This window comes from Litoribrevibacter euphylliae, assembly GCF_042646085.1.
In the GTDB taxonomy this organism is placed as follows: Bacteria; Pseudomonadota; Gammaproteobacteria; order Pseudomonadales; family Litoribrevibacteraceae; genus Litoribrevibacter; species Litoribrevibacter euphylliae.
The window spans coordinates 244,714-266,588 of sequence record NZ_JBHRSZ010000006.1 but is presented as its reverse complement, the minus strand read 5'-3'; the positions used below and the strand labels follow the sequence as shown (position 1 = coordinate 266,588).

The following is a 21,875-nucleotide window of genomic DNA, read 5'->3' as shown; positions in this document are numbered from 1 at the left end:
CTTGATTTTCAAAAATCCACCCATAGATAGCTGTTATTCATCAAAGAAAAGGGATAGAAAATGACCACAATTTTGTCAGTAAGAAGAGACAATAAGGTCGTTATGGGCGGAGACGGACAAGTGTCCCTCGGCAATACCGTAATGAAAGGTAACGCTCGTAAAGTTCGTCGACTTTACAACAACAAAGTGATTGCAGGCTTTGCAGGCGGCACCGCTGACGCATTCACCTTATTCGAGCGCTTTGAAAGCAAACTCGAAATGCATCAAGGGCACCTCGTTCGAGCTGCTGTAGATATGGCCAAAGACTGGCGAACCGATCGCGCACTCAGAAAGCTTGAAGCCTTACTGGCCGTTGCCGACCATACATCTTCATTAATTATTACTGGTAACGGCGATGTCATTGAACCGGAACAGGACTTGATTGCTATCGGTTCCGGTGGTCCTTTTGCTCAAGCAGCCTCAACCGCACTCCTAGAAAATACCGACCTATCAGCTCAGGAAATCGTAGAGAAAGGTTTGAAAATAGCAGGCGATATCTGCGTATACACCAACCACAATCAAACCATCGAAGTCCTTGAATATTAATTGCCAAGCACATCAACGCTTCAGGAAAATACAATGTCCAACATGACTCCTCGCGAAATCGTTCATGAACTCGACAAACACATCATTGGTCAGGCAGGAGCGAAACGCGCAGTTGCCATCGCCTTACGAAATCGCTGGCGCAGAATGCAGCTCGACGAAGAGCTACGCAATGAAGTAACCCCAAAAAACATCCTAATGATTGGCCCAACAGGTGTCGGTAAAACCGAAATTGCTCGTCGCCTTGCGAAGCTGGCAAATGCACCTTTCATTAAAATCGAAGCCACTAAATTTACCGAAGTGGGTTATGTCGGTAGAGATGTTGAATCCATCGTCCGTGATCTTGCAGATATGTCCATCAAGATGCATCGCGAACAAGCAATGAACAAGCAACGTCATCTTGCGGAAGATGCTGCCGAAGATCGAATTCTTGATGCTCTATTGCCACCAGCTCGCAATGCAGGCTTTGGTGAAGAAGAGCAAAATACCGAAGACAATTCAAAGACACGCCAAGTGTTCCGTAAGAAATTACGTGAAGGCCAGCTGGACGATAAAGAAATTGAATTAGAAGTAAGCCAGCAACCGGTAGGTGTAGAAATCATGGCACCTCCGGGTATGGAAGAAATGACTAATCAGCTACAAAGCATGTTTTCTAATCTTTCTGGCGACAAAAAGAAGCGTCGCAAACTGAAAGTGAAAGACGCATACAAAATGCTGGTCGATGAAGAAGCAGGCAAGTTAGTCAACGAAGACGAGCTAAAACTAGAAGCCATCAAAGCCGTTGAACAAAACGGTATTGTCTTCCTTGATGAGATCGACAAGATTGCTAAACGCTCAGAAGGTTCCAATGCTGACGTCTCACGTGAAGGCGTACAAAGGGACTTACTTCCTCTGATTGAAGGTAGTACGATCAACACCAAATACGGCATGATTAAAACGGATCATATCCTGTTCATTGCGTCAGGGGCCTTCCATCTGGCTAAACCGTCAGACTTAATCCCAGAACTCCAAGGTCGTTTACCAATTCGAGTGGAACTAGAAGCCCTATCGACTGCAGACTTCAAACGCATTCTGGTAGAACCGAACGCGGCGATCACTACTCAGTATGTTGAGCTAATGAAAACAGAAGGCTTGAACATCGAGTTCGCTGAAGACGGCATTCATCGCATCGCTGAAGTTGCATGGCAAGTGAATGAGAAAACCGAGAACATCGGTGCTCGTCGTCTGCATACCGTCATGGAACGATTGCTAGAAGAGATTTCCTTCGATGCAACTGACCTTAGCTCAAAACACAGCGACAATCCGTTAAAGATTGACGCCGCTTATGTTGATAACTCTTTGGGTGAACTGGCCCAAGACGAAGACTTAAGCCGTTATATTCTTTAACAATAAGCCTTTGTTAAACTCGACTCTCGCTAATCCATTGATTAGCGAGAGCTCTGGAAGATTATGCAAAAACCGACCAAGATCCAGTACAAGAAAGCCAGCAAAACCCTGGTATTAAGTTATCAAGATCAAGAGTTTCAGCTGACAGCCGAATTTCTTCGTGTTCACTCACCATCAGCCGAAGTTCGTGGCCACGGCCCGCAAGAAGCCATTCTACAAATAGAGAAAAAAGACGTAGCCATTACCGCTATAGAACCTGTGGGTAATTATGCCCTTAAGATCAGCTATGATGATGGACATGACTCAGGCTTATATACTTGGGATTACCTTAAAGATCTTGCTGAGAACCAGACAAGTTATTGGGAGAAATATCTTTCAGACCTGGAGGCCGCTGGCGCCCAAAGAGAACCGAAAGTATTCTTCAAGAGCCAGTAACAACAGGTAATATTATCCTGCTATCCAATTGAATAATTGACGAACCATACCCAACTGCTCAGAAGAGTGATAGCCAAAGGTTCCATAGAGCTTATCCTGAAAGCTACGCCCGGTATCCTCTAACACCGCTTTATTCAACTTAATACCATACCGCTCAAACACCGGTGCCAATTCATCATAGCGTTCCAGTAAATCCTGACGTGTCATTTGATAAGCATGCTCACATACTTTCTGCCGCCCTTCGAAACTAAACACACTCGACAACAACATGGTTGCATCATCACGTCGTGGTTGAACCAATACGATGTCTGAAGATGGATATTGTTCTTCATAAGCCGACATTCCCAACTCAACACGAGAATGAATAAAGGTGCGTAAAGTTTGCCCTAATACGGCAGTTAATCCACCATTCCTAAGTGTTGTTGATTCCATGCTACCACAGTCAGACGCGGCTTCAGTATCAATAGGTACCAGAGGATTAATGCCTATCACTAAATCTGCCCCTTCATCCAAGGCTACCGATGCATGCATAGCTTTGAGCAAAGTACCATCTGCGAAATAACGGCCTTCAATTTCAACTGGGGTATAAAACCCTGGACACGCTACACTGGCCTGAACGGCTTTAGAAATAGGTATATGATCATAGCCGGCTTCACCAAAACGCACCGCTTCGCCTGAATCCAAATCCGCAGCCACTAGAAATAGCTTTCTTCGCAACTCACGAAAATCATCAGTACGACCGTGCCCGTCATAAAGCACACTCAGATATTCAGACAACACTTCGTTGCTGAAAAGACCGTTCGGTAACGCCTCTATTAGACCTGTAAAAGCTTCTAGGATGGATTGATCACCAGGACGTGACAACATATGCGCAACTTTGCGACTAATGATAGAAGGGACTTTTAATAAGCTCTTTCCATACTCTTTAAATGCAGGCTGAAAAAAGACTTGAGGATGAAATGGATGGCCATGCGGCTCATTAATAATAAAGATACGACACATTTGCGCCGTCGTAATTTGGTTTGCTAGATTAGCAGCGATTAGTGCACCACTGCTCACCCCAACATAGACATCGATGTCGTTGAAATTGATGCCATCAAGACACTCATCTAAGGCTCTCAGAGCACCAATTTCATAAATACCACTTAAGGGGCCACCCCCTCCTAACGCAAGACCAATTTTAAATTCTCTAGAATTAGTAGGGGTTGGTTTAATCACTCGTTATCTCTCTAATACTAAGTTAACAAGCTGTTATTAAAGCATTATTCTGCTTTTGTTGCAGTGGTTTTAGCAGACGTTCTAGGCTTACGAGTCGTCGTTGTTTTTTTAGCCGCAGGTTTCTTAGCTGTCGTAGAAGCCGGTTTTTTCGCGGCCGTTGCAGTCTTAGTCGCCGCCGGCTTTTTCGCAGCAGTTGTACGCGCAGGCGCTTTGGCCTTCTTCAACGTCTCAATATTCTTCTTAAGCGTCTCAATTTCTTCTTTTAATACGTCGATATCAGCTTTAGAAGGAATCCCTAAACGAGTTAACGCACGCTGAACACGCTCATCAAACACACGCTCAACTTTGTCCCATGTGGTATTCGCTTTTTCACGTACATCTTCTGCACGTTGAATTACATCGTTTTTTACATCTTCAACACGGTTGTTCGCATACTCAACCTGACGCATTACGCCTTCACGCCCGCGTTCTTCAATTTCTTTACCTGCAGTAACCAAAGCGTCGAAGTATTTATTCCCTTCACCGTCTGCTTTACTAAAAGCCCCCAGACCCGCCAACCAAATCTGATTGGTGTATTTTTTAATGTCTTGAGCAATTTTCATTTCTGATAGCGCCTTCATACGGTTATCAGTTGCTTCTGCAGCGTCTTTAAGCTTACCCATAGTTCAAAACCCTTTTCGATTCATTACTTACTGCCAAAAGGCAGCTTAAATGCAGAACCCGAAACATCATGGTTTACTCCATTACGGTTTAATACCAAGGCTTGAAACGAGTACCGCCAGTCCAAAGATGTGTTAACGCACCCTAATAAAGCTAACAATGGCAATTAGAATATGCATACTAAAGATGTTCAGGATTCCCTCATAAGGTATTCACATCCCCATAACAAATGACTATTCTTGAACGACTAAATTATTGACTCCAGAAAACCGTCAAATAAAAACAACATTAATCAGAACAATAGTTTTCGAATGAATCAATTACTAAGAACCCAATGGCACCCCTATGAGCTGTCCTCATTTCAACTAACCACCCAATCATTATCAAAGCATTGGACACGATTGCACATAGGAAACGCCGAACAATATCCTTCTGTCGAAGCGCTTGAAAGCAACCTCAACGAATACCCTATTATTGCTGCTTCCTTAGGCATAAATTCAATTAATGAAATTTCCGGCATGCTGATTCAGGGTTGGTTGCACTTTCATTTAGGAAACTTTCAAGAAGCGACTCAATTAGCTATTGCATCAGGCTTGCCCGGTTTAAACCTAGCGTCTAAATCCATGGCTATCTATGCCACGCATCTAGAAACGGACGAAACAACTAAGCTTGAATTATTTCAGGAAGCTATTCGATTAGCAGAACATGCCATAGAAGTTATGCCTAATCATCCTGACGCTCATTACAACCGTGCTTACGCCATGGGCCGCTACAGCCAAGGCATCTCAATCACAAAAGCCTTAGCAGAAGGCTACGGAAAAGAAGTCAGAAAGAGCCTTGAAAAGACGTTAGAGCTCGCACCGGATCACGCCGAAGCCCACATTGCATTTGGCACTTATCACGCAGAGATTATCAATCAGGTCGGCAAACTGGTTGCCAGTATTTCCTACGGAGCCAGCAAAGACTCAGGTCTGAAACACTTCAGAAATGCCATCCGAGTTGCGCCGGATTTTCCCATTGCCTATACACAATACGCCGATGGTCTATTAATGATGTATGGCCCAACAAAGTTAAAAGACGCCAAACAGCTCTATGAAAAAGCCGCAAAAAGCGATATTGCTGATGCAATGGAACGCTTAGATCAACAAAATGCGATTGATGAATTAAACGCCATCTCCTGATTCCCACCTTAACTCACTGCCGAATTGTTTCCCGATAATTCGGCAGAAACGTCCAATTCCTCGGATTCCACGACAAGCAGATCTACAACTGGTCGTATTTTCGTCTCGGCAATGTAACATTGTGCTACGATTTACAACAATGCGTTTCTAGTATCTAGGACGAATTTGAATAATGTGGCATAAAGTACTGACTAGAATGATAAATATAACCAATCAATCAACGTTCACCGTTGAAGTATCAGTCAGGTGTCCGATTTATGTTGGAAACGAGTCATATGCATAGACTTATCGAACCTATTCAACAGAGCTATCAAGAGCTTTTCAGTGGCGAAGTATATCTTTGTGGAAAAGCTGCCGTCTCAGTCAGAAACCACAGTGGCGTAGCACGCCATACGGTAATAGCTGTGCACGGTTTTCTGGAGAATCATTGCTACTTTACAGAAACCTACTCTCAATCAGACATCGAACTCATTCTACTTACATGCAGTAACTATCACATTCCAGTGACTGGGCCAGAGCATACCCATGCTGATTGGTTCGATCATCCAGAATATCCTGAGTCATCCATTGAATACGACGCATCCATTTTAGTTCAATCAATGGAACGTCTGGCCAGCTCAAAGAATGTCCGCATTCATGGTCATTCACGTGGCGGCGCGGTAGTTCTGGAAGCGATCCGTCAAAACCCTGAGTTATTTAAAGATGCCGAGGTGCTGTTAGAAGCGCCGGTACTGCCTCAGGGGAAGATTCACCCGATCCCGAAAGCCTTGATTGACAACATGTCACCAAGAATGTGGCCTTGGGCGCTACGCTTACTGGAAAAGACGCCTCTTTCCACCTATTCCCAAACCTTCTTTGGTGAAACACAAGGCCGGAAAAAGCTGTTACTAGAGCATCTGTTTAAAAACCCACAGAACGCAATGACCATCATCAACAACATTCATTCGATTGAAAGTTGGATGGACAACACCTCTACAGATATTTACAAGAACATTAAGCGCGGCACCATATTAATTCCCGAGCGGGACCGCATTCTGTGTAAAGATCATATGCTTAAAAGTGCCCTCTCCTCCCCCAATAACATTAGGGTGGTCGAAACCAAAGGAACCAGTCACTTTATTACGTTGGATGACACGAACAGTCTTCCACCTTTGACGATTCCTCTGTCACTTCAGTAGGGTTAGCTCGGAATCACAAAAGGTTATAAGAGTCTGAGCAACATGATCAAAGATAAGCTAGCGAAGCCAGTATCCGGAAAACACGGAGAAGCCCTTCGCCAGCTCTTACTTCAAAACCGAGATCGGCATAACACCGCTAAACCAGAAGACCAGCAGCTGGCGTTACAGCACCTGATGGTCTGGCAAACAGATCGACTCCGACAGACACATCAAGACCTCTTCCTTTCAAACCGCTATCAAGCCGCCGCACATTATTTTGTTGATGACCTGTACCTGTCTCCCAGCGCCATTCAGCGAGACAAAGACCTAGAGCGCGTCTTTCCAACGCTGGTAAAACTCTTACCCGATGACACTCTGGAAACCGTTGCGAACGCCATTGAGCTAAACATTTTATCTGCAGAACTGGATCAGCAACTGGCAAACATCATGTTTCTCCAGGATAGATCCTTGACCATCTGTGCGTCTCAAATTACAGAAGAACGCTATACCGATGCTTATTTAGCCACCGGGGCAAAAGATCTTCGACAACGACAATTAAACCTAATCGAACAGATCGGTCACGATCTCGACCATCTTGTACGCTTTCCGTTTATTTCCTTAACACTCAAACTGATCAGAAAGCCGGCTCACAAAAAAGGCCTGGGCAGCTTACATGACTTCTTAGAGCGAGGATTCAACACCTTCAAAGCATTAGGCGGCGCTGAAGAATTCATGGAAATTATTGTGAAGAGAGAAGGTAAGATTTTAGAGAACTTAAACGCAGGCAAAGCAAGCCCGTTTGAGATATAAACCGTCTAACAAAGAGCCTTCGGCCTAGAATAAGAGCTTCAACCAATAAAGCAAAGAGCCTTCAGCCCAAAAAAAAGAGCCTCTAACGAAGCTCTTTCTCGAAATAGTTATGAATCTCACGTTCAACAACCGCTTTAAACGGTCTCATGAGTAGAGACAACTCAACGTTCACCTCAAGCGTGTCTTCAGTGACATCCAGAAAGCCTTTTACACCGGTACGATGAAATTCCAGCTTATTGCCTTTCCATTGATACTTAGCATCAAATCTGTCAGCCAGCATCAACGCCAACTGCTCAGCGTCTTTCAGTGCTTGTTCAAGACCTAGCTTATGATTTTTCTTTACGTTTATTTTAGCCATACCACCTAACCGACTAGGATATCAGGCGGAGCATTCTACCCCAAAGCCAATGAATTCAACAAATTGACCTTTATCAAAAGACAAACCCCTGCTTTCAAGGTTAGAATAGCCCGAATTTAAAGCTTCCACAGGACAACTTTCGTAGACCGAAAGCATAGCGCTATGACAGAACAAGATAAAACAACGCACTTTGGCTTCAAACAAGTGCCAGTCAATGAAAAAGCAAACAAAGTCGCAGATGTATTCCACTCAGTAGCCAGCAAATATGACATCATGAATGACCTGATGTCTGGCGGCATTCATCGATTGTGGAAGCGTTTTACCATTGATCTAAGTGCAGTGCGTAAAGGTCACCGCGTATTGGATATCGCAGGCGGCACGGGCGATCTCACTAAGCAATTCTCGAAATTAGTGGGCAGCGAAGGCCAGGTGGTACTTGCGGACATCAATAGCTCAATGCTGGAAGTTGGCCGTGAGCGTCTAACTAATCTGGGCCTGACAAATAACATTGAATACGTTCAAGCGAATGCAGAGTCACTGCCTTTCGATGACAATTCATTCGACGTCATTACCATTGCGTTTGGTCTTCGTAACGTTACAGATAAAGATAAAGCACTGCGTTCTATGCTTCGCGTGCTTAAGCCAGGCGGTCGCCTTTTGATTCTGGAGTTTTCCAAGCCGGCTAACCCTGTACTAGAGAAAGTTTACGACACCTACTCATTCAGCATTCTTCCTAAAATGGGTCAACTTGTGGCTGGTGATGCCGAAAGTTACCAATATCTGGCTGAATCCATTCGTATGCACCCGGATCAGGAAACACTTAAGGACATGATGGCCGACGCAGGTTTCGTACGCTGTGATTATCACAACATGACGGGCGGCATTGTCGCGCTTCACAAAGGCATCAAGCCTTAGGTTTCAGTCTCACTATGCTGAACATGGTATCGACAGCGACACTTGCGATGATTGAAGGCCTAATCAATCAGGCCCTCAAGCAAGATCCGGTAACACAAGCAAAACTTTCCAAACTAGAAGGTAAGGTCATTGCCTTGACGTTGAAACAGCCCAAAGTCACCATCTATGGGTTATTTCAGCACGACAGTATTCGACTGATGAACAACTACGAGTGTGTGCCAGAGCTTGCGATTACAGGTGCCACGTTCGATTTTTTACAACTGGCGTTAGCGGATGACCACAACAGCGCGCTGTTCAGCAGTCGAATCCGAATGGACGGTGATGAACATCTGGCTCAAAAGTTAATGACCATTGCCTTAGGTTTATCCATCGACTGGGAATATCTTCTTTCGAAAATCACCGGCGACGTTATTGCTCATCAAATTGGTCAAGGCGTTCGCGCTTCCACTCGATGGATCAAAGATACCCATCAGAGTATGACGGCCAATCTGGAAGAATATATTCATCACGAATTACGAACTCTTCCACACGCCAGTGAAGTGGATTACTACTGCGAACAAGTGACGTCCCTACGTCTTGCCAGCGACCGATTAATGGCTCGAGTTAAAGCGCTCGAAAGCCCATCATCGAGCAATAGCAACAAAGAATCCCCATCTATCGAACAAAACATTACATCCCAAGGAGAATTAGGTGACGAGTCTTAAACGAATTTTGGTGATCATCTGGGTTATCAGCAAATATCGTTTAGATCAGCTTATACCCTTAACCCTAGTCCCTTGGTATGTTCGAGCGCTATTGATGTTGGCGCCTTGGCATTTTTTCCCTACGCCTAAAAAACTCTCCCGCGGTGAACGAATTCGTTTAGCGCTGCAAGAGCTAGGCCCTATCTTTATTAAATTCGGTCAGATTCTTTCGACTCGACGCGACTTAATGCCAGATGACATCGCCGAAGAACTGAAACTCCTTCAGGATCGTGTTCCGGCATTTTCATCTGCCATCGCCAAATCCATCATCGAAAACTCGCTAAAAACCAAAATTGATGATGTCTTCGATGAATTCAGTGAAGAAGCCTTAGCTTCTGCGTCGGTAGCTCAAGTACATACTGCGAAATTAAAGAATGGTGACGAAGTCGTGGTTAAGGTCATTCGACCTAACCTAGTGCCAACCATCAGTAAAGACATCTCTGTCATGAAACTCATGGCAAGCCTGCTGGAAACCTATTGGTCTGAAGGCAAACGACTGCATCCTAAGCAAATTGTCGAAGACTATGAACACACCATCTACGATGAATTAGATCTTCAAAAAGAAGCCGCCAACGGCTCTCAACTAAGACGGAATTTCGAAAACTCAGAGCTGCTCTACGTTCCTAAAATTTACTGGGATTTTACCCGTACCAGCGTGTTAGTTATGGAGCGTATTTCAGGGATCCCTGTCGCCGATGTGGATGAGCTGCTTGAACAGAAGACCAATATGAAAATCTTGGCTGAACGCGGTGTGGAGATCTTCTTTACACAGGTGTTCCGTGACAGTTTCTTTCATGCCGATATGCATCCTGGCAACATCTTTGTTTCTCGCCAGCATCCGCAATCCCCCCAGTATATTTCTGTCGATTTTGGCATCATTGGCTCACTCACCGAGAACGATCAAATCTATCTTGCCCGAAACCTCCTGGCTTTCTTTAACCGAGATTATCGACAAGTTGCACAGCTTCATATTGATTCGGGCTGGATTCCAAAACACACCCGCGTCAATGAATTTGAAGCCGCCATCCGAAGCGTTTGTGAACCCATCTTTGAAAAGCCTCTGAGTGAAATCAGCTTTGGTCACTTCTTACTAAGGTTGTTCCAGGTAGCTCGTCGTTTTGACATGGAAGTACAGCCGCAATTGGTGCTGCTACAAAAAACACTCTTGAATATTGAAGGCCTGGGCAGACAACTCTACCCTGAACTGGATCTATGGCAAACCGCCTTACCTTATCTTGAAGGCTGGATGAAGAACCGAGTGGCGCCGCCTAATGTACTAAAAAATATTCAACTGCACGCTGCTGACTGGGCCGAGCAGACACGCCAGCTGCCGCAATTAATGTTTCACGCCATCAGCCAATTGCAATCAGCGGAGCAACATCGATTAGAGCAGAGCCAGCAACTTCATCAGCTACAAAACGAATTACACAACCAAGCCAAAGCAAAGCGTAATCGCATGATTGGTTTGGTACTGGTTTCTGCAGCTGGCTTATTAAGCTTTCCTGCAGCAAGCGAGCTGATCACTCAAATGAATACACCCACTGCGCTTCTCTTAGCCGGGGGAATATATTTACTGGCACTGAAGCGCTACTGATGTGCATCAAGATAGGGGATGTTATCCATTTGTATGTGATAGACATCCCCCATCAAACCCATTAAAGTGATCACCATATTAAACCGACTCCATTCTTTCATATTCATGAAGTAACCTATTCTCTATGAGCGACGTATTAACATCCTTACAAAAGGTACTCGAAGAGCGTAAATCCGCCTCTCCAGACTCATCCTATGTAGCTAAACTACATAGTAAAGGACTCAACAAAATCCTTGAAAAAATAGGTGAAGAGGCAACCGAGACCATTATCGCGGCAAAAGACATCGAACCAGGAAAGGATCATTCAGACTTAGTCTATGAGACGGCTGACCTTTGGTTCCATTCAATGGTAATGCTCAGCCATCTGGATATTGATGTGAGCGAAGTACTTAACGAATTAGAGCGTCGCTTTGGCCTGTCAGGCCTGGAAGAAAAAGCGAACAGAAACAAATAACTTCAGAGGTAGCTTATTATGGCTGGTATTAGCATTTGGCAATTAGTAATCATTCTTGGCATTGTGGTTCTTTTATTCGGAACGAAGAAACTAAGAAATATTGGTTCTGACCTGGGTGGCGCAATCAAAGGCTTTAAAGGTGCAATGAAAGACGGCGAAGAAGACGCTAAAAGCATCGAGAAAAAAGAGTCTGAGACAGTCAATACCAACACAGCGACAAAAGAAGAAACTAAACATTAATAGTCTTATTTCTTCTTATCTATGCACTTGGCTGAGTTGTATTAACCCTAAGGTAGTTAGCCTCTATGTTTGATATTGGTTTCTCCGAATTATTTATTGTCGCGGTGATCGCGCTGCTTGTACTTGGGCCTGAGCGTTTGCCAGGCGCGGTACGAAAAGTGGGATTTATTCTTGGGAAGGTCCGCGCCAGCTGGAATGGTATCCAAGATGAAATCAATCGCGAACTGGAAGCTGAAGAGCTCAAAAAGCGTATTCAGGACGAAACCAACAGTGTCCAACAAACACTGAACAACAGCTTTGACATTGATGCCTACAATGAACGGATTTTGGAACAAGAACGAAAAATCCGTGAAGGTATTCAGCGCGAAGTAACAGATCCGAGTCAACCGCCGGAAGCAGCTCCGACAGCACCTTTAACAAACAACGCATCATTAACAAATGACGCATCATCAGCTCAAGAAGATACTGATAACACCAATAACATTGAGTCAGCTTCGACGACCAACGCGTTAGTTCAAGATTCTAATAAGTCATGACCAACCCAAACACTCAGGAAAATCCTCAAGAGGATCAACACGGCCAACCGCTGATTGCACACCTCACGGAACTTCGAGATCGACTACTACGATCTGTTCTTATTATTTTGGTGGTATTTGTCGGCCTCTACTCTTGGTCCAACGAGCTTTACTTATTCGTATCAGAACCGTTGAGACGCTTCCTGCCTGAAGGCACCAGCATGATCGCTACGGGCGTTGCATCTCCCTTCCTAACGCCGTTTAAACTCACTTTAATGAGTGCCATTTTTCTTTCTGTACCGTTTATTTTGCACCAAGCCTGGAGCTTCATTGCCCCAGGCCTGTATAAACACGAGAAAAAATTTGCGGTTCCACTGTTAGTTTCTAGCGTACTTCTGTTTTATAGCGGTATGGCCTTCGCCTACTACGCCGTGTTTCCGATCATCTTTGGTTTCTTCACCAGCATTGGCCCAGAAGGCGTCGCTATGATGACCGACATCAACCAGTACCTAGACTTCGTACTTAAGCTATTTTTTGCTTTTGGTGTTGCCTTTGAAATTCCTATTGCCACATTTCTGATCATTGCCGCAGGCTTAAGTGATGTGAAAAGTATCGGCGAAAAGAGACCCTATGTGATCGTTGGCTGCTTCACCGTCGGCATGCTAATTACACCACCGGATGTAATATCTCAAACACTACTGGCTGTCCCTATGTGGCTGCTGTTTGAAGTGGGATTATTGTTTGGTCGCTTGGTAGACAAGCCTGAGGACACGTCCAACCAAGAAGCATAATAAAACGGTATAGATAGATATAACACACATAAAAAAAGCGCCATGACCGAAAGATCATGGCGCTTTTTTATTGATTCTGTCGAGTATTACTCAGCAGATAGCTTCTCGATGTCAGCTAGCAATTTTGCAGCACGCTGCTCAAGATCTTCAACCACTTCTTTATGAACGTGCGTTGACATTGCTGCAACACGGTTTTTACCCATACGGAAAAGACCAAACTTGATTGCTTCGGCATTTTCTTTTAGTTCAGCCAACAATTTAGCGTCCATTGACGATATCCCCTACTGAGTACAGTTAAAACATGTACTTTTGAAACCTGCTATTTACGCACGTCCAAAATAAGTACGTTTAAAATTTGCTGGGCATTGTACCCAAAAAGGTTAGCCAATGACCAGTTGAAATGCCGTTTTAACGGCATAGATCAATAAATAAGATGCCTTAAATTAGACTTCCAATAAAAAAGTCACCGGCCCATCATTCAGTAGCTCAACCTTCATGTCTGCACCAAATCGTCCGGTTTCAACTATCGAATGCTGCTTTTGGGCTTGCTCTACAAAATAGTTATACAGGGACTCTCCCTGTTCAGGCGACGCACCTTTACTGAAGCCAGGGCGAGTTCCCTTTTTAGTATCTGCCACCAAGGTAAATTGTGACACCACCAACAGCCCACCGCCGATTTGCTCGAGGTTCAAGTTCATCTTGCCCTCTTCATCAGAGAAAATTCGATACGACAGCACTTTTTTTAACAACTTCTCAGCCGTTTGTTGATCATCGTCTTTCTCAACACCCAAAAGCAGTAAAACACCCTGATCAATTGCTCCGGTGATTTCACCTTCAACCGTCACACTCGCTTTACTGACTCTTTGTATTAACCCTTTCATCAGTTCCTCAATGCCCTTTAGCCTAAGCTATGAAAAACCACTATTTTTACACAATTTAAACAATGAAACCTTTTATACTTAATAAATCAGAGGGACAATTAGCAGCTTGGCGGATAATCACAATCACCGCCAATATCGAATGGAATCACGTCTAATTGAGAGGTATTACTTTGATACGCCAAATACTCCTAACCCTATTTTCTCTTTCACTCATCGGATGCGGTGGCGGTGGGGGCGGCGGTAGCTCATCTGGCCCCAAAGCGTCGTTTTCAGTGTCGAGTACATCAGGCCAAATACCTTTTACAGTAACGCTCGATGCCTCTTCATCATCTGGCGCCTCAAGCTACAGCTGGACCTTTGGTGATGGCACCAGTGCAACCGGCGTTAATCCAAGTAAAACCTATACCGAACCTGGGGTTTACACCATCATCCTAACGGTAACCAATGACGGGAAAACCAACAAAACCAATCAACAAGTCACCGCATTGGGATACAACATTTCAGGCACAATTACAGCACCTCAGACCTCAGTGGCCGATTCTGACACCGCCGACCCTAACATGAATGTGTCCAACAACAGCTTTGCCATCGCTCAACTCTTACCAACCCCAGCCATCGTCGGTGGCTTCGTTAATGAGTTTTCAACCGATTCGACGGATTTTTACCGGATTGAATTGAGCGCTAATCAAACCATCAATCTTACGACATATAGATATCAGAATAATGTAGATACCAATCCGGACCTAGATCTGTACCTGTACGATGAAAACCAAAATGCCGTTGATTCCGCAGTAAGCCAGGATGCGTCTGAGAGCTTAACTGTCGCTCAAGATGGTATTTACTACCTTGAAGTCAGGGCCTACAGCAACAGTGCTAACTACCTTTTAAACATCGGCGGCAGCACCATAAACCATGTATCTCAAACACTGTCCTCCGAATTCGTTGTTGGTGAAGCTCTCTTCAGGAATAAACAGAACGCCATTACCGCTTCGGGCACCAGTGTCCCTGATATCGGTAAATTAACCATGTCAGACACCGCAACTGCCACCTCAAGCAGCATCAGCTCTAAAGCCATCACTACCAGCAAAGCCAGAACCGCGTCCAGTTCCGCAGTTGGCCATTGGACAGAAGAACAGCTCGATAAACTGCAGACACTTCTTTGGATCAAACAGCTCAATAAAGCAGATTCCTATCAATACGTTGAGCCGAATTTCTATCGAAAAGCGTCTCTCACACCCAACGACCAATATTTTAATTTCCAATGGCATTACGACAACATTCAACTGGAAGATGCTCTCGATCTGGAAACCGGTAATAACAGTGTGATCGTTGCCGTCGCTGATACTGGCGTTCTATTAAATCACCCTGACTTACAAGGGCAATTTGTCGCAGGCTACGACTTTATTAGCTCTACAGAGTCCTCACAGGATGATGATGGCATTGATAACGATCCAAACGACCCCGGTGATGATTCCAATTTCGATGGTTCCAGTAGCTTCCACGGGACACACGTCGCTGGCACGGTTGCCGCAGCAACGAATAATGCCGTAGGTATCTCTGGAGTCGCGGGCGGAGTAAGAATCATGCCGCTTAGAGTGTTAGGAAAGAATGGCGTTGGCACCAGTTCGGACATCATTCAAAGCTTGAGGTTCGCAGCGGGCTTATCAAACAGCTCAGGAACAACACCCGCTCAAACCGCCGATGTGATCAACCTAAGTCTGGGCTCAACCAGCTCATCTCAGGCAGAACAAGACCTGTATAATACGTTAGCAACCATGGACATACTGGTTGTTGCTGCAGCCGGTAACAGCAACTCATCTACACCGGATTACCCAGCCGCCTACAACAACGTCATTTCTGTGAGCGCTACCAATATCAGTAACCAAAGAGCCTACTACTCAAACTTTGGCAGCACCATTGATGTCGCAGCCCCCGGTGGAGAACTGACTTCGGATCTGAATGGCGATGGTTTCCCCGATGGTGTGCTAAGCACCCTTGGCGATGATTCAGGTAATACCTTGCAATACATCTACGGATATTCAGAAGGGACTTCAATGGCGGCTCCGCATGTCGCCGGCGTTGCTGCACTGATGAAGTCAGCCAATAGCAACCTAACCGTGGCGCAGTTCAATACGCTTTTACAGAACGGCGATCTCACCGACGACTTGGGCGCAGCTGGCCGTGATAACAGCTTCGGCTACGGTTTGATTAACGCCCGAAAAGCGGTTTTGGCCGCGACAGGTGCGGTCAACGCATCAGCGAATATTGTTCTATCCAGTAATTCACTGAACTTCGGAAGCTTCAGTGATACCACCAGTATTACCGCTGCAGATAGCTCTGACGGTACACTCGCTATTGCCAGTGTCACGCCTTCAGAAAGCTGGTTATCCATCACATCAGACACCATCGACGCCAACGGCTTTGGTACCTATCAGGTCTCTGTTGATCGGACATTGCTTGCAGACGGGCTCTACACCGCATCCATCGTATTCGACGCAACCAGCACCACTGAAACGCTTAATGTCCTAATGCAAGTTACGACCACCGCCCATACCGCTGACGCCGGTTATATCTATATTTTGGCGATTGATCCAGAAGAAAGGGAGACCCAAGGCTTCACTGCAGCCAGCAGTGTTAATGGTTTGTACACTTATACCATTGAAAACCTGACATCAGGCGAATACCAAGTGGTTGCAGGAACAGACCTTAACGCCGACAGCCTGATTTGTGATCAAGGTGACAGTTGCGGCGCATTCCCGACACTGGATCAGACATCAATTCTCACGATTAATGGTGATGCTGATAACATCGATTTTACGGTCAGCTTTGAAAACTCTATTTCAGCCAGCTCATCGTCGAATGAAACTCAGCAATCAACAGAGTTATTTCAAGTGCCATCCTCTCAGGAGCAAGCAGGTTCAAATTCACCTTCATTAGCTCAATAGAGAGCCAGGCTAAAATAAAGAGCCTTGCTAAATAGAGGGCTTGGCTAAATAGAAACACAGTGCCGAGTAATTTAACGATTACTCGGCACTGTGTTTACACTTTGAAGTTCGCTACTTGGGCACTGAGCCGCTCGGATAAATCACTCATTGACTTAGCCGCTTGATCGGTTTCATGAACAATTTCTTCGGCGCTGGCCGCCGTTTCGGCAACGTTAGTTATATTGCCCTCGATTTCCTGAGCAACACTACTTTGCTCCTCAATACCACTGGCGATTTGAGTGTTCATCGACAGAATATCATCCACCATTTGTGCAATTTCTTCGAGCGCAGCCCCGGCTTCTGCCGCTTTTTCAGACGTCGATGATGTGTACTGCTGACTGCTCTCAATCGCATTCACGGCTTCCTTAGAGCCTGCCTGCAATCGACTAATCATTTCATTAATTTCTTCAGTGGATTGCTGTGTGCGACCAGCCAAGGTTCTCACTTCGTCCGCCACCACAGCAAAGCCCCTACCTTGCTCGCCTGCGCGTGCGGCCTCAATCGCCGCATTCAACGCCAATAAATTCGTTTGCTCAGCAATCCCTCGGATCACCTCAACCACAGAGCCAATTTCGTCGGTGCTGCTTGCCAGGTTATCAATGACTTTCACAGCAGAATCAATTTCTCCCGATAGCTGTCTAATGTCAGCGATTGAAGCATTTAACACACCTTGACCCACTTGCGTGCGTTCATTTGCCGTTTGTGCTCGCTCAGCTGCATCGGTGGCATTTTCTGACATACTGACAGAAACTTGATACATTTCCTGAGCCGCCGTCGCCACCAGTTCAGTATCGCTTTTCTGTCTGGAAACACACTCAATGGAACGAGTACTGTTCGCGCCTAAATTCTCGGTGGCCTGGGTTAACTCAACAATGCCTTGTTTTACATCCGAAACCAATTCATGGATTCGTACCACGAAAGAGTTAAAATTTCGTCTAAGATCCGAGATTTCATCATTGCCCGAGATGGACAGTCGCTTGGTCAAATCTCCATCCCCTTCAGCAATGTCTTTCAATGCTTCCGCCGTGGTTCCCAACGGACCAATAATGCTCTGGGCAATCAACACCACAACCCCCACGGAAACCACAACCACAATCAAGGCAATCATCAACATTTTGATCAATGCCTGTGCAAACAACTGATCAACGTCGTCTAGATAAATGCCCGAACCAACAATCCATCCCCAAGCCGAGAAACCTTTGACGTAGGAGATCTTAGCCACCGGATCATCATTACCTGGCTTTGGCCACAGATAAGGCACAAAACCACCGCCTGATTTCCTTACAACGTTAACCATTTCGTTAAAAAGAAAGGTGCCTTCCGGATCTTTAAAACCCGATAAATCTTTGCCTTCCAGTGCAGGCTTTATTGGGTGCATGACCATCACTGAATCCATATTGTGAATCCAGAAATAATCATCCTCTTCGTATCTAAGATTACGAACGGTCGCTTTCGCCAAGGCTTTCGCTTCAGCTTCATCCATTCGACCAGCTTGCGCTTCTTTATAGAAATGCTCGATCACATGCCAAGCCGACTCGACCACATGCCGTGTTTTTTCATAGCGATCCGCAAGCAATCGCTCGTGAAATTGATTTGATACCGAAAAAGTAAAGAACAAGAAGCCTATGGTAATAACAACCGGTAAGACCCATAGGCGATGTGATATTTTAAATTGACGCAAAAACTTCATAGAAAGCACCTTTTACTTCAAACCAGAGCTACTTCAACTAGCACTTTCTGATAAGACTAGACAATTCTTAGAAGTACATTAGCCAAAAATTGCACTTACTCGCCATTTTCCTCCGGCGTTTCATTGGTTAAGCGTCGGTACATATCATCAGTCGCTCGAACCAAAGCGTCTGTCAGCGGAGCATCCATTGCGGAGTGCCCGGCCTCTCGAACAATCAAGAGAGTGGAATCAGGTAAGGCATCATGAAGCGCTTGTGCGTTATCCATACAACAAACGATGTCGTATCGACCATGAATGATAACGGTAGGTATGTTCTGAATTTTATGACAGTTTTCGATTAACTGATTTTGTTCTAAGAAGCCACGATGCTTAAAGTAATGTACACACATAGTTGCCATAGACAATGCAAAGTGCGGGTCAATAAAGTGCTCAACCAACCCTTGATTCGGCTTTAGCGTTGAACAACTGCCTTCCCATTTACACCAAGCTTTTGCCGCGGCCATACGCGCCAGTTCATTCCCTCCCGTAATGGCCTCATAATAAGCATTCAACAAGTCATGGTGTTGTTCTTCTGGTATTGCAGCGAGAAAGCCTTTCCAATGATCAGGGAAAATCCGACTGGCACCACGCTGATATAACCATTCAAGGTCTTCATCACGGCATAAGAAAATCCCCCGAAGAATCATCGCTTCCACTCTATTCGGATACGCTTGGGCATAGGCCAAGCTCAACGTGGAACCCCAAGAACCACCAAAGAGCACCCACTTTTCGACACCCAAGGTTTCCCGAATATGCTCTATGTCTTGAATCAGTAATTCTAAAGTATTGTCTTTAATTTCCGCATGAGGCGTCGATCGCCCAGACCCCCGCTGGTCAAACAACACAATGCGGTATTTTTCAGGATCAAAGAATCGACGCTGAAAGCCTTCACATCCAGCCCCTGGCCCACCATGCACCACCAACATCGGCATGCCTTCCTTATTGCCACACTCCTCCACATGAAGTGTATGCAAATCAGATACTTGCAATGCATGTTCAGCGTAGGGTTTTATCTCTGGGTATAAGGTATGCATGAATTCAATCCTTGATCATTAGCAACGAACGGTTAAGCAATCAACACGACTTAGATTCATTAGTTTAGAGCAAATATCAAAGCTCGTCGGAGCCACTTACAGATTCCAAACATAAAAAAGCCGCATCCCCCAAGGGGGATACGGCTTTATAGCATGTGATTATGACTTTCTATCGAACGCCTAATCGTTAACCGGCAGAATTACTTCTTGCTGCGGCTTTCACGCTTACGCTCATGCTCTTTCAAGAACTTCTTGCGCAGACGAATGTTGTTAGGTGTTACTTCTACCAACTCATCGTCTTCGATAAACTCAAGCGCTTGTTCCAGAGTCATTCTAACTGGCGGCGTTAACTGAATGTTTTCATCCGTACCAGAGGCACGAACGTTCGTTAACTGCTTACCTTTAGTCGGATTAACCACCAGGTCGTTATCACGGCTGTGAAGACCGATGATCATACCTTCGTACACTTCGATGTTTGGATCGATAAATAGACGACCACGATCTTGAAGCGCAAACAAAGCATAACCCAGTGCTTTACCTTGAACCATAGACACCAATACACCATTAATACGGCTGGTTACTTCACCTTGTTTCACTGGGCCCCAGTGATCAAAGATACTGGTTAAGATACCGCTACCTGAGGTCAACGTCATGAACTGGTTACGGAAACCAATCAAACCGCGAGATGGCATCACGAATTCCATACGAACTCGACCTTTACCGTCTGGCACCATGTTGCTCATTTCTGCTTTACGGTAACCAAACTCTTCCATGATTGAACCTTGATGCTGTTCTTCAACATCAACAACCACAGCTTCAAATGGTTCTTCGATTTGACCGTCTACTTCACGCTGAACAACTTCCGGACGAGAAATACCCATCTCGAAGCCTTCACGACGCATGGTTTCAATCAATACCGACAAGTGCAGTTCACCACGACCAGACACTTTAAATTTCTCTGGTGTGTCACCTTGCTCAACACGAAGCGCAACGTTGTGGATCAGTTCTTTTTCCAGACGCTCAGAAATATTACGGCTGGTTAACAGCTTACCGTCCAAACCAGCAAACGGTGAATCATTCACCTGGAAGGTCATGCTTACAGTTGGCTCATCTACAGACAAGGCCGGCAATGCTTCTGGCGTAGAAGGATCACAAATCGTGTCTGAAATTCCTAAACCGTCGATACCTGTGATACAAACGATGTCACCTGCAGTCGCTTGTTCAACTTCTACACGCTCAAGCCCCATGTAACCCATGAGCTTCAGAATCTTACCGTTACGTGTTTTACCTTCACGATCCACAACCGTTACTTGTGAACCTGGCTTCATAGTACCGCGCGTGATTCGACCAACACCGATAACACCTAAGTAGTTAGAGTAATCCAGTGCAGATACTTGCATTTGAAGCGGGCCGTCGATGTCTACGTCTGGCGCAGGCACTTTATCCACGATCATTTCAAATAATGGTGTCATGTCATCCGCAAGATCGTCTGGATCAAGACCCGCAAAACCATTCAATGCAGACGCATAAACAACCGGGAAGTCCAACTGCTCATCAGTTGCACCCAAGCTATCAAACAGATCAAACACCTGATCCATTACCCAATCAGGGCGAGAACCAGGACGGTCGATTTTGTTGATCACAACAATTGGCTTCAAACCTTGTTCGAACGCCTTTTGCGTTACGAAACGTGTTTGTGGCATAGGACCGTCTACGGCATCAACCAATAGACATACGCAATCCACCATAGAAAGAACACGTTCTACTTCACCACCAAAGTCGGCGTGTCCCGGTGTGTCTACGATATTGATGTGGTAATCATTCCATTCGATAGCCGTGTTTTTTGCAAGAATCGTAATTCCACGCTCTTTTTCCTGGTCGTTTGAGTCCATGATGCGCTCTGCACCTTGGTCTTTGCGATCCAACGTCCCAGACTGTTGAAGCAATTTATCAACAAGCGTCGTTTTACCGTGGTCAACGTGCGCAATAATGGCAACGTTTCTTAATCTCTGTATCAAAGGAATCTCCAGAACAATATCGTTACCTCAGTTATGTAGATGAGGCAGGATTGCTTGTAAATCTTCAGATTTTTAGGCCCAAAGCGGTCATTTGGCGCGCATTTTACATGCTTTTGAAGGGTATTAACATAGGTGAGTGGTTAATATGGAACCAGCTGTAAATACGGCCATTTGGTTATATTTTTGAAAC

The 21,875-nt window shown here is 45.2% G+C and carries 22 protein-coding genes; 14 read left to right on the top strand and 8 right to left on the bottom strand.

What is annotated here, in order from left to right; translation table 11 throughout:
* The first annotated feature begins 60 nt into the window (after positions 1-60).
* The 3 genes from hslV (at position 61) to ACFOEK_RS15195 (ending at position 2,403) form a co-directional block, all read left to right on the top strand.
* Positions 61-585 (top strand): ATP-dependent protease subunit HslV, encoded by a 525-nt coding sequence (gene hslV, locus ACFOEK_RS15205; RefSeq protein ID WP_386722309.1) that lies wholly within the window; start codon positions 61-63, stop codon positions 583-585.
* 33 nt (positions 586-618) lie between these two features.
* Complete coding sequence (gene hslU, locus ACFOEK_RS15200) at positions 619-1,968, top strand: HslU--HslV peptidase ATPase subunit (RefSeq protein WP_386722308.1); 1,350 nt, start codon at positions 619-621, stop codon at positions 1,966-1,968.
* 63 nt (positions 1,969-2,031) lie between these two features.
* Positions 2,032-2,403 (top strand): gamma-butyrobetaine hydroxylase-like domain-containing protein, encoded by a 372-nt coding sequence (locus tag ACFOEK_RS15195; protein WP_386722307.1) that lies wholly within the window; start codon positions 2,032-2,034, stop codon positions 2,401-2,403.
* Positions 2,404-2,415: 12 nt separating this feature from the next.
* Here ACFOEK_RS15195 and ACFOEK_RS15190 read toward each other — a convergent pair whose 3' ends face one another.
* Together ACFOEK_RS15190 and ACFOEK_RS15185 are read right to left on the bottom strand one after the other, a co-directional pair.
* Entirely contained in the window at positions 2,416-3,621 is a 1,206-nt protein-coding gene (locus ACFOEK_RS15190; RefSeq protein WP_386722306.1) for a patatin-like phospholipase family protein, read from the bottom strand.
* A gap of 44 nt (positions 3,622-3,665) precedes the next feature.
* Positions 3,666-4,283 (bottom strand): phasin family protein, encoded by a 618-nt coding sequence (locus ACFOEK_RS15185; protein WP_386722305.1) that lies wholly within the window; start codon positions 4,281-4,283, stop codon positions 3,666-3,668.
* A gap of 309 nt (positions 4,284-4,592) precedes the next feature.
* Here ACFOEK_RS15185 and ACFOEK_RS15180 point away from each other — a divergent pair, with 309 nt between their 5' ends.
* The 3 genes from ACFOEK_RS15180 (at position 4,593) to ACFOEK_RS15170 (ending at position 7,429) form a co-directional block, all read left to right on the top strand.
* Entirely contained in the window at positions 4,593-5,462 is an 870-nt protein-coding gene (locus tag ACFOEK_RS15180) for a hypothetical protein (RefSeq protein ID WP_386722304.1), read from the top strand.
* 275 nt (positions 5,463-5,737) lie between these two features.
* Positions 5,738-6,640 carry an alpha/beta hydrolase gene (locus ACFOEK_RS15175; RefSeq protein WP_386722303.1) on the top strand — a complete coding sequence of 301 codons (903 nt, stop codon included), beginning with the start codon at positions 5,738-5,740 and terminating at the stop codon, positions 6,638-6,640.
* Positions 6,641-6,682: 42 nt separating this feature from the next.
* Positions 6,683-7,429, top strand: a complete 747-nt coding sequence (locus ACFOEK_RS15170) for an FFLEELY motif protein (RefSeq protein ID WP_386722302.1) — start codon at positions 6,683-6,685, stop codon at positions 7,427-7,429.
* Positions 7,430-7,511: 82 nt separating this feature from the next.
* Here the strand turns inward: ACFOEK_RS15170 and ACFOEK_RS15165 are convergent, their stop codons facing one another.
* The gene (locus ACFOEK_RS15165; RefSeq protein ID WP_386722301.1) at positions 7,512-7,787 is read right to left on the bottom strand and encodes a polyhydroxyalkanoic acid system family protein; all 276 of its coding nucleotides are present in this window, start codon (positions 7,785-7,787) and stop codon (positions 7,512-7,514) included.
* Between the two features lie 162 nt (positions 7,788-7,949).
* On the opposite strand from ACFOEK_RS15165, the gene ubiE reads away from it, so the two are divergent.
* The 7 genes from ubiE (at position 7,950) to tatC (ending at position 13,039) form a co-directional block, all read left to right on the top strand.
* Positions 7,950-8,702, top strand: a complete 753-nt coding sequence (gene ubiE, locus ACFOEK_RS15160) for a bifunctional demethylmenaquinone methyltransferase/2-methoxy-6-polyprenyl-1,4-benzoquinol methylase UbiE (RefSeq protein WP_386722300.1) — start codon at positions 7,950-7,952, stop codon at positions 8,700-8,702.
* Between the two features lie 14 nt (positions 8,703-8,716).
* On the top strand, positions 8,717-9,406 hold the full coding sequence (locus tag ACFOEK_RS15155) for a ubiquinone biosynthesis accessory factor UbiJ (RefSeq protein ID WP_386722299.1): 690 nt from the start codon (positions 8,717-8,719) through the stop codon (positions 9,404-9,406).
* Positions 9,393-11,039, top strand: a complete 1,647-nt coding sequence (gene ubiB, locus ACFOEK_RS15150) for a ubiquinone biosynthesis regulatory protein kinase UbiB (RefSeq protein WP_386722298.1) — start codon at positions 9,393-9,395, stop codon at positions 11,037-11,039. Before ACFOEK_RS15155 ends, ubiB begins: the two co-directional genes overlap by 14 nt.
* A 124-nt stretch (positions 11,040-11,163) precedes the next feature.
* Positions 11,164-11,493, top strand: a complete 330-nt coding sequence (locus ACFOEK_RS15145) for a phosphoribosyl-ATP diphosphatase (RefSeq protein WP_386722297.1) — start codon at positions 11,164-11,166, stop codon at positions 11,491-11,493.
* 15 nt (positions 11,494-11,508) lie between these two features.
* Positions 11,509-11,733 (top strand): Sec-independent protein translocase subunit TatA, encoded by a 225-nt coding sequence (gene tatA, locus ACFOEK_RS15140; protein ID WP_386722357.1) that lies wholly within the window; start codon positions 11,509-11,511, stop codon positions 11,731-11,733.
* A 65-nt stretch (positions 11,734-11,798) separates the two neighbouring features.
* Positions 11,799-12,269 carry a Sec-independent protein translocase protein TatB gene (gene tatB / locus ACFOEK_RS15135; RefSeq protein ID WP_386722296.1) on the top strand — a complete coding sequence of 157 codons (471 nt, stop codon included), beginning with the start codon at positions 11,799-11,801 and terminating at the stop codon, positions 12,267-12,269.
* Positions 12,266-13,039: a twin-arginine translocase subunit TatC gene (tatC, locus tag ACFOEK_RS15130; protein WP_386722295.1), complete on the top strand. Its 774-nt coding sequence runs from the start codon at positions 12,266-12,268 to the stop codon at positions 13,037-13,039. The genes tatB and tatC overlap by 4 nt, the downstream gene beginning before the upstream one ends.
* An 86-nt stretch (positions 13,040-13,125) precedes the next feature.
* On the opposite strand, the gene ACFOEK_RS15125 is transcribed toward tatC, so the two are convergent.
* Together ACFOEK_RS15125 and dtd are read right to left on the bottom strand one after the other, a co-directional pair.
* On the bottom strand, positions 13,126-13,308 hold the full coding sequence (locus ACFOEK_RS15125; protein ID WP_284383936.1) for a hypothetical protein: 183 nt from the start codon (positions 13,306-13,308) through the stop codon (positions 13,126-13,128).
* A 174-nt stretch (positions 13,309-13,482) separates the two neighbouring features.
* The gene (gene dtd / locus ACFOEK_RS15120) at positions 13,483-13,920 is read right to left on the bottom strand and encodes a D-aminoacyl-tRNA deacylase (RefSeq protein ID WP_386722294.1); all 438 of its coding nucleotides are present in this window, start codon (positions 13,918-13,920) and stop codon (positions 13,483-13,485) included.
* Positions 13,921-14,090: 170 nt separating this feature from the next.
* Here dtd and ACFOEK_RS15115 point away from each other — a divergent pair, with 170 nt between their 5' ends.
* Positions 14,091-16,865 carry a S8 family serine peptidase gene (locus tag ACFOEK_RS15115; protein ID WP_386722293.1) on the top strand — a complete coding sequence of 925 codons (2,775 nt, stop codon included), beginning with the start codon at positions 14,091-14,093 and terminating at the stop codon, positions 16,863-16,865.
* A 94-nt stretch (positions 16,866-16,959) separates the two neighbouring features.
* On the opposite strand, the gene ACFOEK_RS15110 is transcribed toward ACFOEK_RS15115, so the two are convergent.
* From ACFOEK_RS15110 to typA, 3 genes are all read right to left on the bottom strand, one after another.
* The gene (locus ACFOEK_RS15110) at positions 16,960-18,594 is read right to left on the bottom strand and encodes a methyl-accepting chemotaxis protein (protein ID WP_386722292.1); all 1,635 of its coding nucleotides are present in this window, start codon (positions 18,592-18,594) and stop codon (positions 16,960-16,962) included.
* Positions 18,595-18,689: 95 nt separating this feature from the next.
* Positions 18,690-19,667 carry a prolyl aminopeptidase gene (gene pip, locus ACFOEK_RS15105; protein ID WP_386722291.1) on the bottom strand — a complete coding sequence of 326 codons (978 nt, stop codon included), beginning with the start codon at positions 19,665-19,667 and terminating at the stop codon, positions 18,690-18,692.
* A 200-nt stretch (positions 19,668-19,867) separates the two neighbouring features.
* On the bottom strand, positions 19,868-21,685 hold the full coding sequence (gene typA, locus ACFOEK_RS15100) for a translational GTPase TypA (protein WP_386722290.1): 1,818 nt from the start codon (positions 21,683-21,685) through the stop codon (positions 19,868-19,870).
* Positions 21,686-21,875 lie beyond the last annotated feature (190 nt).

Coding starts and splice junctions, on each gene's coding strand:
- hslV (WP_386722309.1), top strand. CDS start 61: ATGACCACAATTTTGTCAGTAAGAAGAGACAATAAGGTCGTTATGGGC.
- hslU (WP_386722308.1), top strand. CDS start 619: ATGTCCAACATGACTCCTCGCGAAATCGTTCATGAACTCGACAAACAC.
- ACFOEK_RS15195 (WP_386722307.1), top strand. CDS start 2,032: ATGCAAAAACCGACCAAGATCCAGTACAAGAAAGCCAGCAAAACCCTG.
- ACFOEK_RS15185 (WP_386722305.1), bottom strand. CDS start 4,283: ATGGGTAAGCTTAAAGACGCTGCAGAAGCAACTGATAACCGTATGAAG.
- ACFOEK_RS15180 (WP_386722304.1), top strand. CDS start 4,593: ATGAATCAATTACTAAGAACCCAATGGCACCCCTATGAGCTGTCCTCA.
- ACFOEK_RS15175 (WP_386722303.1), top strand. CDS start 5,738: ATGCATAGACTTATCGAACCTATTCAACAGAGCTATCAAGAGCTTTTC.
- ACFOEK_RS15170 (WP_386722302.1), top strand. CDS start 6,683: ATGATCAAAGATAAGCTAGCGAAGCCAGTATCCGGAAAACACGGAGAA.
- ACFOEK_RS15165 (WP_386722301.1), bottom strand. CDS start 7,787: ATGGCTAAAATAAACGTAAAGAAAAATCATAAGCTAGGTCTTGAACAA.
- ubiE (WP_386722300.1), top strand. CDS start 7,950: ATGACAGAACAAGATAAAACAACGCACTTTGGCTTCAAACAAGTGCCA.
- ACFOEK_RS15155 (WP_386722299.1), top strand. CDS start 8,717: ATGCTGAACATGGTATCGACAGCGACACTTGCGATGATTGAAGGCCTA.
- ACFOEK_RS15145 (WP_386722297.1), top strand. CDS start 11,164: ATGAGCGACGTATTAACATCCTTACAAAAGGTACTCGAAGAGCGTAAA.
- tatB (WP_386722296.1), top strand. CDS start 11,799: ATGTTTGATATTGGTTTCTCCGAATTATTTATTGTCGCGGTGATCGCG.
- tatC (WP_386722295.1), top strand. CDS start 12,266: ATGACCAACCCAAACACTCAGGAAAATCCTCAAGAGGATCAACACGGC.
- ACFOEK_RS15125 (WP_284383936.1), bottom strand. CDS start 13,308: ATGGACGCTAAATTGTTGGCTGAACTAAAAGAAAATGCCGAAGCAATC.
- dtd (WP_386722294.1), bottom strand. CDS start 13,920: ATGAAAGGGTTAATACAAAGAGTCAGTAAAGCGAGTGTGACGGTTGAA.
- ACFOEK_RS15110 (WP_386722292.1), bottom strand. CDS start 18,594: ATGAAGTTTTTGCGTCAATTTAAAATATCACATCGCCTATGGGTCTTA.
- pip (WP_386722291.1), bottom strand. CDS start 19,667: ATGCATACCTTATACCCAGAGATAAAACCCTACGCTGAACATGCATTG.